The sequence below is a fragment of the Burkholderia sp. HI2714 genome, from assembly GCF_002223085.1.
In the GTDB taxonomy this organism is placed as follows: Bacteria; Pseudomonadota; Gammaproteobacteria; order Burkholderiales; family Burkholderiaceae; genus Burkholderia; species Burkholderia lata_D.
In genome coordinates this window covers 1-11,797 of record NZ_NKFM01000030.1, presented here as the reverse complement: position 1 = coordinate 11,797, position 11,797 = coordinate 1, and the positions used below count along the sequence as shown (strand labels likewise).

Here is an 11,797-nt window from a genome sequence, read left to right as displayed (position 1 = left end):
TACTTCGACCGTCTTGGCGTACCCCGACTCTCATGACCTCAACTGCTCGAACCGCCCGGTGCGGACCCGCATGCCGGGTGGTGTGGGAGGGGATCGGTCAGACTCTCTGACCGCCCCTATCCCGATCACGCGACCTTCATGCGCGCGCACGACGATTCGGCGAATGCTTCATCACGAGATCCCCGCGCCGTAAGGGTTTCGTCGGCAATCCAGAACATACTTTTACAGTGCGCGCGACGGCTTTCCGCTACGCTGCGTGCATCGCCCGTTGCGTGCCGCCTGGCGCGCGCGTGCGTCGTTCCGGTTGCGCTCGGCGAGTGCGGCCGGCCTGGTGCGTAACTTGTGTATCCGGTGATGACAATCGCGGTCTGCCGGTTTTTTTTCGTGGGACGATGCGCTCACGATTTTCTTGAAAGGGGATGACGATGGGTATCCTGAACACCGTGGGTGAAATCGCTGGCGCGGTCGCCGCTGTCGAAGGCGCGGAAAAGCTGGATCCGGATGCGGGCCTGCTGACCAAGGCGGCCGCCGCCGTCGCCGGCTTCAAGGGTGCGGAAGCGATCGAAGGCATGCTCGAGAAGAAAAAGGAAGACCAGCCCGAACAGGCTGCAGACGACACGCAGGCGACGGACGGCAGCGACACGTCGCAGGCATGAGCATGGCGGCTGGTCCGGCCGTGGGCGCGCCCGGGCGGACCGGTGCCGCGCAGCCGGCAGGTCGGGCATGCGGTCGATCGGTGACGCATGACACACCCGGCAGCTGGTTTGACCGGCGAGAGGCAACGTCTCTCGCCGTTTTTTATTGGGCGCGCGCCGGGCTGCACCGTGCGCCGCAAGAATGCCGGAATCTTGCTATCGTGCCCTCGTCCGAACTGCGATGAGGGAATGCGATGGATTTCGACTACGACCTGTTCGTCATCGGCGCCGGCTCGGGCGGCGTGCGGCTCGCACGCATGTCCGCGTCTTACGGCGCGCGTGTCGGCATAGCGGAAGAAGAGCAGATCGGCGGCACCTGCGTGCTGCGCGGCTGCATTCCGAAGAAGCTGCTCGTCTACGCATCGCACTACCCGCATGAAGTCGAGGACGCGAAGGGCTTCGGCTGGACCTTCGGTGCCGGCACGCTCGACTGGCCCGCGCTGATCGCCGCGAAGGATCGCGAGATCAACCGGCTCAGCGACATCTACATCAACCTGCTGCGGCAATCGGGCGTCGAGATGCACGCGGGGCGCGCGACGCTCGTCGATGCGCATACGGTCGCGATCGGCGAACGCACGATCCGCGCGCGCCACATCGCGATCGCGACCGGCTCGCGTCCGTCGATGCCGGCGCGGCCCGGCATCGAGCATGCGATCACGTCGCGCGAGGCGCTGTCGCTTGCCGCGTGCCCCAAGCGCATCGCGGTGGTCGGCGGCGGCTACATCGCGGTCGAGTTCGCGGGCATCTTCAACGGCTTCGGCAGCCACGTCGACCTGTTCTATCGCGGCGAGAAGATCCTGCGCGGCTTCGACGACGACGTGCGCCAGTTCCTGACCGACGAGATGACGAAACAGGGTGTCACGATCCATGGACGCTCGGTGGTCGAGTCGATCGAGCGCGCGGACGACGGCACGCTGAGCGTGCGCGTCGGCGCTGCGCGGCACGGGCCGTACGACCAGGTGCTTTATGCGACCGGCCGCGTGCCGAACGTCGACGGCCTCGGGCTCGAGCAGGCGGGCGTGATGCTCGACGCGCGTGGCGCGATCGCCGTCGATGCGTATTCGGCGACGTCGGTGCCGTCGATCCACGCGATCGGCGACGTCACGTCGCGGCCGCAGCTCACGCCGGTCGCGACACGCGACGGCGGGCTGCTCGCCCGCACGCTGTTCGGCGGGTCGCGCGTCGCGGCCGATCACGAATGGGTGCCGTCGGCGGTGTTCAGCCAGCCCGAGGTCGCGACGGTTGGCCTCACGGAGGCGACCGCGAGCGACCTGTACGATGGCGACGTCGATATCTACCGCACGTCGTTCAAGGCGCTGCGTCACACGCTGTCGGGCCGCGACGAGCGCACGCTGATGAAGCTGGTCGTCGCGCGCGACAGCCAGCGCGTGGTCGGCGCGCACATGGTCGGCCGCGATGCGGGCGAGATCATCCAGGGCATCGCGATCGCGATTCGCGCGGGCGCGACGAAGGCGCAGTTCGACGACACGATCGGCATTCACCCGACCGCGGCCGAGGAGTTCGTGACGATGCGGCAGAAGGTGGCGGATTAGCGGGGCGCGTCAGCGCACGGCGGCAAACGAACGGCTGCGTGTCGGCGCGGCCGTGTCTCGTTGATGCGGCCGCCGCTCAATGCACGCCGAACGCGTCGAGCAGCCGGTACCAGCTCATCGCGAGCACCAGCGCCGGCGTGCGCAATGCCTCGCCGCCGGGGAAGTCGCGATGGCGGATCTTGTCGAACAGGTCGAAGCGGCTCGCCTGTCCGTTGATCGCCTCGGCGATCAGCTTGCCCGCGAGCGCGGTCGTGTTCACGCCGTGCCCCGAGAACCCCTGCGCGAAATACATCGTCGGCGCGATGCGGCCGAAGTGCGGCGCGCGGTTCATCGTGATGTCGACGAAGCCGCCCCACGCGTAATCGACCTTCACGTCCGCCAACTGCGGGAACGTCTTCAGCATGTCCGCGCGCATCGCCGCCGCGAGATCGCGCGGCTCCCGCGTCGAATAGCTGACCTTGCCGCCCCACACGAGCCGCGTGTCGGGCGCCGGCCTGAAATAATCGAGCACGAAACGGCTGTCGCAGATCGCCGCGCGTGCGGGCATCAGCGCGGCGGCGCGCGCGTCGCCGAGCGGCTCGGTCGCGATCACGTAGGTGCCGACCGGCATGATCTTCTTCGACAGCGCGGGCGCGAGCGTGCCGACGAAGGTATTGCACGCGAGCACGACGAAGCGCGCGCGCACGTTGCCGCCGCTCGTCTCGACCACATGTCCGCCCGCGACGTCGCGCACGCGCGTCACGCAGCTGTCCTCGTGGATGCGCACGCCCGCCTCGGTCGCCGCGCGGGCGAGGCCGAGCGTGTAGTTGAGCGGATGGAGGTGGCCGCTGTCCGGGTCGTACAGGCCGCCGCAATAGCGCTCGGATTGCACGTAGTCACCGAGTTCGTCGGCTTCGACGAAGTGGAAGCGGTCGTAGCCGAAGCGCTTCGCGGCTTCGTCGCGCCAGCGCTTCAGCCCGTCGGCATCGCGCTCGGTGTTCGCGGCGGTGAGATAGCCGGGCACCAGCGCGCAGTCGATGTCGTGCTGTGCGATGCGCGACTTCACGAGCGACAACGTTTCGAGCCCCATGTCCCAGATGCGCTTCACGTCGCCTTCCGGCATGAACTGCCCGAACGTGTCGATGTCGCACGCGAACCCGCCGATCAGCTGGCCGCCGTTGCGGCCGCTCGCCGCCCATCCGACCCGCGACGCTTCGAGCACGGTCACCGAATGGCCGCGCTCGGCGAGATTGAGCGCGGTGGACAGGCCCGTGAGGCCCGCGCCGATCACGCACACGTCGGCATCGATCGTGCCGGCGAGCGGCGCGTGGCGGGTCGTATCGTTGGCGGTCGCCGCGTAGTAGGACGCGACGTGCGGCTGGTTGGCGAATGTCTGCATGGTCAGGAGAACGGAGAAAGAGGGGCTCAGAACAGCTCGCGCACGCGGTGGTACAGCATCCCGAGTTCGAGCGCGGGTTGCCGCCACGCGTCGCCGCCGGGGAAGCGGCGGTGACGCATGCGCGCGAACAGGTCGAACGCGCGCGTGTCGCCCGCGATCGCACCGGCGACCGCGCGTCCGGCGATGCCGGTGAGTGCGACGCCGTGGCCACTGAAGCCCTGGACGTAGAAGAAGTTCGGATCGAGTGCGCCAAAATCCGGCGCGCGGTTGCGCGTGACGTCGACGAAGCCGCCCCACGCGTGGTCGACGCGCACGTCGCCTAGCTGCGGGAACACGCCGACCATGCGGCGCCGGATCGTTTCGGCGAGCGTGGCGGGCGATGCGCCGGCCGAATTCGCGCGGCCGCCGAACAGCATCCGGTGGTCGGCCGACAGCCGGAAGTAGTCGAGGAAGAAGTTGTTGTCGCACATGGCTTCGCGCTGCGCGATCAGCGCGTCGGCGCGCGCCCGGCCGAGTGGCTCGGTCGCGATGATGTACGACGCGATCGGTGCGATGCGGGCGGCCGTCGCGGCCGGCAGCACGCCGCCGGGGCCCGCGTTGCAGCACGACACGACGAAGCGGCAGCGCACGTCGCCCGTTGGCGTGCGCACGACGGGCCGCTCGCCGCGCACGATGTCGAGCGCGGGCGTGTTCGCGTACAACGCGACGCCTTCGCGCCGCGCGGCATCGGCGAGGCCGAGGCAGTACTTGAGCGGATGCAGGTGGCCCGACAGCGGATCGTAGACGCCTGCGAGATAGCGCGTCGATGCGATGCGCGCGCGAATTTTGCCGGTGTCGAGCCACGACAGCGACGGATGGCCCCAGCGCTGGGTCGCGGCGTCCATCCACGCGTGCAGGTCGTCGATGCGGCGCGGTTTCGTCGCGACCGTCAGGTAGCCGCGCGTGAAGTCGCAGTCGATTCCGTGGCGCGCGATCCGCTCGGCGATCAGCGCGACGCCGTCGAGCGACAGCGACCACGCGGCGCGCGCGCCGTCGGCGCCGAGCTGCCGCTCGATCTCCTCGTCCTTCGCGAAGCCGGTGATCGCCTGGCCGCCGTTGCGGCCCGACGCGCCCCAGCCGGGCCGGTGCGCGTCGATCACCGCGACGGACAGCCCGCGTGCGCGGCAGTCGAGCGCCGTCGACAGGCCCGCGAAGCCGGCGCCGATCACGCAGACGTCGACGTCGATCGTCCCGTCGAGCGCCGGGTCGTCCACGGCGGGGCGCACGGCCGTCGCTTCGTAGTACGAGTCGCGCGCGAGCGCGTCGGCGCGGCGGGTGAAAGACTGCGTCATGAATCCGACTCCCTCGTTGCAGCCGGCGGCGGTGCATCGGGCACCGTCATCCGGCCGGTAAAAACGGCGCGGCACGGCGTCCCGCGCGGGCTGCATCAGAACGAATAGATGAACTGCGTCGCGAGCAGGTCGTTGGACTTGCCATACGATCCGTCGTTGCGCAGGAACACCTTGTTGTTCGCCCAGTCGTGGCGGTATTCGACCTTCACGGTGATCTGCTGGGTCGGATAGAACAGCAGGTCGAGCGCGACATCCTGGCGCACGGCCCCCTTGCACTCGAAGCCCAGGCCGCCACCGGCCTTCGACATCGCGAGGCAGTCCGCGTCGACGCCGAAGCCGTTGCTCGGATCCATCCCGTTGCCGTTCAGCGCGATGCCGCCACCGCCGCCCCCGTTCTTCGAGTTGGCGAGCAGGTCGTAGCGCAGCGTCACGCCCATGCGGCCGACCACCGGCGCGTTGAACTTGCGGTGCGCGAGCAGCGACAGGCCGTACCACTGCGCGAGCCCGCCGTTGAACGCCGCATGCTGCTGACGGCCGTAGTCGACTTCCGCGTTGTACTGAATGTCGGCGAGCGTGTAGGTCGCGTCGAGTTCACCGAAGAAGAACGAACCGTATGCGCTTGGTGCTGCACCACCCGGGCCGTAGTTGACGCCGATCTGTTGGCCGGTAACCGGATCTGTCACGGGTGCCGACGACAGTGTCTGGCGGCCGATGTTGAACGAACCGCCGAGATCGAGCGCACTCGACCACGTGTAGTCCGCGCGTGCGGTGAAGGTCGGCACCTTGTTGCTGGTGGTGATCGGATCGCCGAGCGCGTTGGTGCCCGTCGTCGTGACCGAACCATACGTGCGGTACTGCTCGTTGCCGAGGAAGAACTTCCACGCCCAATTGCCCTTCGTGTAGTTCGCGCCGATACCGACGTAGCTGCCCGGATCCGAGAAATCGTACAGCAGGTTGTGCGTGAGCGTGAGCATCTGGTTCGACTGCTGCACCTCGTAGCCGCCGAAGCTCGGGATCAGGCCGGCGACCAGCGTCGTTTCGGCGGTGATCGGCACGTTGATGACCGCGGTGTTCAGCAGGTTGTCGGTGATCGAGCCGCGCGAATTCTGCAGCAGCGTGATGCCGTTGCCGCGGTTCGGCATCAGCGTGATTTCCGCCGACGGCGCCATCGGGCCGACGCCGAACGTCTTCTTGATGTCGAGGTAGAGATCGCCGAACGTGCTGTTGAAGTAGTTGTACGCGTTCTCGTGGTTCGCGAACAGGAACGACGACGTGCCGGCCGCGCGGTTGTATATGTAGGTCGGGTCGATGTAGCCCGTCACCGACAGGCCGGCGAGCGGGCCCGTGTTGGCCGCGTCCGTCAGCGAGTCGACCTTCAGCTGCTGGTTCGCGATCTGCTGCTTCATTTCGCCGACCTCGTCGTTGGTCAGCGTGGCCTGCGCCTTGCCGTAGTCCGGCGAGCCCGGGTCGACGGCCACGGCGGCCGGCGCGGCGCCGGCCCCTGCCTTCGTGCCGGCCTGGGCGGTCGCGGTGCCGCCCTTCGCCGACAGTTGCGCCTGCATCGCCTTCATCTGTTTCTGCAGCGCCGCGACCTGCGCCTGCAGCGCCTTGATCTCGGCGGATGTCGAGTCGGCAAGCGCGATGCCCGGTAACGCGCCGGCCACCAGCAGGCAGATCAGTTTCTTCTTCATTGCGGATTCTCCTTGTCGTGTGCCTGTCAAATCGGAATCGAATCGCGCGCCCCCCCTGGGGCGGCGCGTCTTGCTTGTCTGCAGTGCTTGTTATCTTTGGAACAGGAGGCGGCGCATCACGCTACCGCGAATGCCGCCTTCATGTCGGCGATGCGGCGCCGCTCGCGCGCGATCATCATCCGGTTCACGACGATCACGCCGATCGTCACCGCCGTGATGAACAGCGTCGCCAGTGCGTTCATCTCCGGGTTCAGCCCCAGCCGCACGCGCGAGAACACCACCAGCGGCAGCGTCGTCGAGCCCGGCCCCGACAGGAACGCCGACAGCACCAGGTCGTCGATCGACAGCGTGAACGACAGCAGCCACCCCGACAGCAGCGCCTGCGAGATCAGCGGCAGCGTCACCACGAAGAACACCTTCAGCGGCGTCGCGCCCAGATCGAGCGCCGCCTCTTCCAGCGACTTGTTCATCTCCTTCACGCGCGACTGCACGATGATCGCCACGTACGACACGCACAGCATCACGTGACCGATCCAGATCGTCACCATCCCGCGCCCCTTCGGCCAGCCGAACATCTGCTCCAGCGCAACGAACAGCAACAGCAGCGAGATGCCCTGGATCACTTCCGGGATCACCAGCGGCGCGTTGATCATCCCCGTGTACAGCGTGAAGCCCTTGAAGCGGCCGAAGCGCGCGAGCACGAAGCCCGCCCACGTGCCGATCACGACCGACGCGGTGGCCGTCAAGAGGCCGATCTTCAGCGACAGCCACGCGGCGGTCAGCAGCTCGTCGTCGTCCAGCAACGCCGAGTACCACTTCAGCGAGAAGCCCGACCACACCGTCACCAGCTTCGACTCGTTGAACGAGTACACGACGAGGCTGATGATCGGGATGTACAGGAACAGGAAGCCGAAGGCGAGGACGCCCGTCGACAGCGGTTTGCTCGGCTTGATCATTTCGCGTCCTCCAGTTCCTTGACCTGGTAGTACTGGAACAGCGCCATCGGCACCAGCAGCAGCATCACCATCGCGACCGTCACCGCGGACGCCATCGGCCAGTCCATGTTGTTGAAGAATTCATCCCACATCACGCGGCCGATCATCAGCGTGTCGGCGCCGCCGAGCAGCTCCGGAATCACGTACTCGCCCACCGCCGGGATGAACACCAGCAGGCTGCCGGCGATGATCCCGTTCTTCGAAAGCGGCAGCGTGATCCGCGTGAACGCGACCCACGGTTTCGCGCCGAGGTCGTACGCGGCTTCGAGCAGCGTGAGGTCCATCTTCACGAGGTGCGCGTACAGCGGCATCACCATGAACGGCAGGTACGAATAGACCATCCCGATGTAGACGCCCGCGTCGCTGTGATAGAGGCGCAGCGGCGTGTGGATGATGCCCAGCGCGATCAGCGTGTGGTTCAGGAGGCCGTCGTCCTTCAGGATGCCGATCCATGCGTACACGCGGATCAGGAACGACGTCCAGAACGGCAGCATCACGGCCATCATCAGCACGTTGCGGCGGTTCGGTTCCGAGCGCGCGATGTAGTACGCCATCGGATACCCGATCAGCAGGCACAGCACCGTCGACACGGCGGCCATCTTCAGCGAGCTGAGGTAGGTCGCGATGTACAGGTCGTCCTGCAGCAGGAACGCGTAGTGCGACAGCTGCAGCGCGAAGTGCACGACGCCGTCCTTGATCTCGACGAGCGACGTGTACGGCGGGATGCCCATCACCTGGTCGGCGAAGCTGATCTTCAGCACGAGCACGAACGGCAGCGCGAAGAACACGGCAAGCCACACGAACGGCACGCCGATCGCGACGCTGCGGCCCGACGGCAGGAAGCGCGACAGGAAGTCGATGCGGCCCGGGCGGGCGCGGCCGGTGCCGGCGCTCGCGGCGCCGGTCGGCACCGGCGCGGACGGATTGGAAGCGGAGGTTCTCATCGTGGCGTCCTCACTGCGTCAGCACGACGCCGCTGGCCGGCGACCACGACACGAACACGTCGTCGTTCCACGCCGGCGCGTTGTCGTTCATCAGGTGCGAGCTCGACAGGTTCGACACGACCGTCTTGCCGCTCGGCAAGCGCACGTGGTACAGCGAGTAGCTGCCCATGTAGGCGATGTCGGTCACGACGCCGCGCGCCCAGTTGTGTTTCGTGCCGGGTTTCTCGCGCGACACGTGAATGCGTTCCGGGCGCACCGAGATGCCGACCGGCATGCCGAGCGGGCCGGTGACGCCGTGGCTCACGTACATCCGCGCTTCGAGGTCGTCGCTTTCGACGAAGATGTGATCGGGCTCGTCCTCGACCACACGCCCTTCGAACAGGTTGGTCGAGCCGATGAACTCGGCCGAGAAGCGGCTGTTCGGAAACTCGTACACCTCGCCCGGCGCGCCGATCTGCACGATCTTGCCTTCGCTCATCACCGCGAGGCGGCTGGCCATCGTCATCGCTTCTTCCTGGTCGTGCGTGACCATCACGCAGGTCACGTCGACCTTCTCGATGATGTTCACCAGTTCGAGCTGGGTCTTCTGACGGATCTTCTTGTCGAGCGCGGACATCGGCTCGTCGAGCAAGAGCAGCTTCGGGCGCTTGACCAGCGAGCGCGCGAGCGCGACACGCTGCTGCTGGCCGCCGGAGAGCTGATGCGGCTTGCGCTGCGCGTACTTGCTCATCTGCACGAGCGCCAGCGCATCGGCCACGCGCTCCTTGATCTCGTTCTTTGGCGTGCCTTCCTGCTTCAGGCCGAACGCGACGTTCGATTCGACCGTCATGTGCGGGAACAGCGCGTACGACTGGAACATCATGTTCACCGGGCGGCGGTACGGCGGCAGCGACGCGAGGTCCTCGCCGTCGACGAAGATCTTGCCGGAGGTGGCCGTCTCGAGCCCGGCGAGCATGCGCAGCAACGTCGACTTGCCGCAGCCCGAGCTGCCGAGCAGCGCGAACAGCTCGTTCTTCGCGATCGTCAGGTTCACGTTGTCGACGGCGGTGCTGTCGCCGAACTTCTTCACGACGTTTTCGATGCGCACGAAGGCGTCGTTTTGCGTACGGGCCGCGGGGGCCGGTTGGGTCTGTCGTGCAGCAGCGGAAGAGGGTATCGATTGCATGGGATTCACCATTCGTTCTTCACGGATTGCAGGCGTGAGCGTCCCCGCGCGAGGCGCAGGACGCGACTCACGGGCGACGGCTCGTGCCGGATGGAACAGTGCGCGCGGCGCGCGCGGGCGGACGGAGGTCCGCGGATCTCAGGCGGGCAGGCGTCAAGCGACGCCTGCGCCGCCGGAATTCAGGGCGATCAGTGGCCGGTCTTCAGTTGGGCCCACAGGCGGTTCTCGAGGCGCAGGATGTCGGCCGGCATCGGCTTCATCAGCACCATCTTCTTCAGCACGTCTTCAGGCGGGTAGACGGTCGGGTCCTGCGCGACGGCCGGCGTGACGAACTGGTGCGCGGCCTTGTTCGCGGTCGGGTAGAACACCGTATTGGTGATCGCCGCGTTGACCTTCGGATCGGATACGTAGTTGATCCACTTCAGTGCGGCTTCGGGGTGCGGCGCATCCTTCGGAATCACCATCACGTCGAACCACAGCAGGCCGCCTTCCTTCGGATTCGCGAACTTGATGTCGTACGAACGCTTCGCCTCGGCCGAGCGGCGATGCGCGATGCCGACGTCACCCGACCAGCCGAGCGCGACGCACACGTCGTTGTTCGCGAGGTCGTTGATGTAGCCGGACGAGTTGAACTGGGTGATGTACGGGCGGACTTTCTTCAGGACTTCGAAGGCTGCCTGGTAGTCGCCGGGGTTCTTGCTGTTCGGATCCTTGCCCATGTATTGCAGCGTGGCGGCGAACACGTCGACGGCCTGGTCGAGGAACGACACGCCGCAGCTCTTCAGCTTTTCCATGTTGGCCGGGTCGAACACCAGGGCCCAGCTGTCGACCGGCGCCTTGTCGCCGAGCGCCTTCTTCACCGCCTGCGCGTTGTAGCCGATGCCGTCCGTGCCGTAGGCCCAGGGCACACCGTACTGGTTGCCCGGATCGGCATCCGAGATCATCTTCATCAACAGCGGGTCGAGGTTCGCGAGGTTCGGCAGCTTCGACTTGTCGAGCTTCTGGTACACGCCGGCCTGGATCTGCTTGGCCATGTAGTTCGACGTCGGCACGACGATGTCGTAGCCCGAACTGCCGGCCAGCAGCTTCGCCTGAAGCGTGTCGTCGCTGTCGTAGTTGTCGTACTTGACGTGAATGCCCGTCTGCTTCTGGAAGTTCGGGATCGTGTCGGGTGCGATGTAGTCGGACCAGTTGTAGACATTCAGCTCGTCGGCCGCGTGTGCCGTCGGGCTGGCGACCGACGTGAACGCGGCCGCGGCGGCAAGGGCGGCAACAGAACAGGCTTGGCGAAGAAAGCAGGCACGCATGGTGGAATTCCCCTGGTTATGGCGGCGTGCGGCGCCCGCCGCACGCCTGTAGGCAAAACCGTTACGAAATACCCAGTTGCTGGGCGGTTGCATCGACTGCTTTTTTCGCCTTCGATACGAGTTCATCGATTTCCGGACGCGAGATCACGAGCGGCGGCGACAGCAGCATCCGGTCGCCGGTCGCGCGCATGATCAGGTTGCCGTTGAAGCAGAAGTCGCGGCAGATCGTGCCGACGTCGCCGCCGTTCGCGAAGCGGCGGCGTTCGGCCGGCGCTTCGGCGAGCTGGAGGCTCGCGACGAGGCCGTGGCCATGCACTTCGCCGACGATCGGGTGACGCGCGAAGGTTTCGCGCATCAGCGCCTGGAAGTACGGGCCGGTGTCGTTCTTCACGCGCTCGACGATTCCTTCGTCACGCAGCAGCTTCAGGTTCGCGACCGCGACGGCCGCCGCGACCGGGTGCCCCGAGTACGTGAGGCCGTGGTTGAATTCGCCGTTGTCGATGATCGGTCGCGCCACGCGTTCGTGAATGCCGACCGCACCCATCGGCACGTAGCCCGACGTGAGGCCCTTCGCCATCGTGATGAGATCGGGTTCGAAACCGAAGTGTTGATGTGCGAACCATTCGCCGGTGCGGCCGAAGCCGCCGATCACTTCGTCGGCCACCAGCAGGATGTCGTACTTGCGGCAGATCCGCTGGATTTCCGGCCAGTACGTCGACGGCGGGAAGATCACGCCGC

At 66.7% G+C, this 11,797-nt stretch carries 10 protein-coding genes; 2 read left to right on the top strand and 8 right to left on the bottom strand.

Annotated features, from left to right (window positions below; all coding sequences use genetic code 11):
- The first annotated feature begins 425 nt into the window (after window positions 1-425).
- The gene (locus CFB82_RS16790; protein WP_069249385.1) at window positions 426-656 is read left to right on the top strand and encodes a hypothetical protein; all 231 of its coding nucleotides are present in this window, start codon (window positions 426-428) and stop codon (window positions 654-656) included.
- Window positions 657-889: 233 nt separating this feature from the next.
- Window positions 890-2,248, top strand: a complete 1,359-nt coding sequence (gene gor / locus CFB82_RS16785) for a glutathione-disulfide reductase (protein WP_069249059.1) — start codon at window positions 890-892, stop codon at window positions 2,246-2,248.
- A 76-nt stretch (window positions 2,249-2,324) separates the two neighbouring features.
- Here gor and CFB82_RS16780 read toward each other — a convergent pair whose 3' ends face one another.
- The 8 genes from CFB82_RS16780 to CFB82_RS16745 all read right to left on the bottom strand — a co-directional run.
- Entirely contained in the window at window positions 2,325-3,626 is a 1,302-nt protein-coding gene (locus tag CFB82_RS16780) for an NAD(P)/FAD-dependent oxidoreductase (protein ID WP_069249058.1), read from the bottom strand.
- A gap of 26 nt (window positions 3,627-3,652) precedes the next feature.
- Window positions 3,653-4,957, bottom strand: a complete 1,305-nt coding sequence (locus tag CFB82_RS16775; protein ID WP_089484657.1) for an NAD(P)/FAD-dependent oxidoreductase — start codon at window positions 4,955-4,957, stop codon at window positions 3,653-3,655.
- Between the two features lie 95 nt (window positions 4,958-5,052).
- A complete protein-coding gene (locus CFB82_RS16770) occupies window positions 5,053-6,648 on the bottom strand; it encodes a DUF3138 family protein (RefSeq protein ID WP_069249056.1) in 1,596 nt (531 codons plus the stop codon).
- Window positions 6,649-6,764: 116 nt separating this feature from the next.
- Window positions 6,765-7,604, bottom strand: coding sequence for an ABC transporter permease subunit (locus tag CFB82_RS16765; protein ID WP_011353448.1), 840 nt, complete (start codon window positions 7,602-7,604; stop codon window positions 6,765-6,767).
- Window positions 7,601-8,587: an ABC transporter permease subunit gene (locus tag CFB82_RS16760; RefSeq protein WP_069249055.1), complete on the bottom strand. Its 987-nt coding sequence runs from the start codon at window positions 8,585-8,587 to the stop codon at window positions 7,601-7,603. The genes CFB82_RS16765 and CFB82_RS16760 overlap by 4 nt, the downstream gene beginning before the upstream one ends.
- Window positions 8,588-8,597: 10 nt before the next feature.
- On the bottom strand, window positions 8,598-9,752 hold the full coding sequence (locus tag CFB82_RS16755; RefSeq protein WP_069249384.1) for an ABC transporter ATP-binding protein: 1,155 nt from the start codon (window positions 9,750-9,752) through the stop codon (window positions 8,598-8,600).
- A 188-nt stretch (window positions 9,753-9,940) separates the two neighbouring features.
- Window positions 9,941-11,059 carry a polyamine ABC transporter substrate-binding protein gene (locus CFB82_RS16750; protein ID WP_069249054.1) on the bottom strand — a complete coding sequence of 373 codons (1,119 nt, stop codon included), beginning with the start codon at window positions 11,057-11,059 and terminating at the stop codon, window positions 9,941-9,943.
- A gap of 61 nt (window positions 11,060-11,120) precedes the next feature.
- Window positions 11,121-11,797 (bottom strand): aminotransferase class III-fold pyridoxal phosphate-dependent enzyme (locus CFB82_RS16745; protein ID WP_143750914.1); only part of this gene is annotated, 677 nt, incomplete at its 5' end.

Bases quoted from the DNA above. Each gene is read 5' to 3' on its own strand.
- CFB82_RS16755 (WP_069249384.1), bottom strand. From the start codon at position 9,752: ATGCAATCGATACCCTCTTCCGCTGCTGCACGACAGACCCAACCGGCC.
- CFB82_RS16770 (WP_069249056.1), bottom strand. From the start codon at position 6,648: ATGAAGAAGAAACTGATCTGCCTGCTGGTGGCCGGCGCGTTACCGGGC.
- CFB82_RS16760 (WP_069249055.1), bottom strand. From the start codon at position 8,587: ATGAGAACCTCCGCTTCCAATCCGTCCGCGCCGGTGCCGACCGGCGCC.
- CFB82_RS16790 (WP_069249385.1), top strand. From the start codon at position 426: ATGGGTATCCTGAACACCGTGGGTGAAATCGCTGGCGCGGTCGCCGCT.
- CFB82_RS16780 (WP_069249058.1), bottom strand. From the start codon at position 3,626: ATGCAGACATTCGCCAACCAGCCGCACGTCGCGTCCTACTACGCGGCG.
- CFB82_RS16775 (WP_089484657.1), bottom strand. From the start codon at position 4,957: ATGACGCAGTCTTTCACCCGCCGCGCCGACGCGCTCGCGCGCGACTCG.
- CFB82_RS16765 (WP_011353448.1), bottom strand. From the start codon at position 7,604: ATGATCAAGCCGAGCAAACCGCTGTCGACGGGCGTCCTCGCCTTCGGC.
- gor (WP_069249059.1), top strand. From the start codon at position 890: ATGGATTTCGACTACGACCTGTTCGTCATCGGCGCCGGCTCGGGCGGC.
- CFB82_RS16750 (WP_069249054.1), bottom strand. From the start codon at position 11,059: ATGCGTGCCTGCTTTCTTCGCCAAGCCTGTTCTGTTGCCGCCCTTGCC.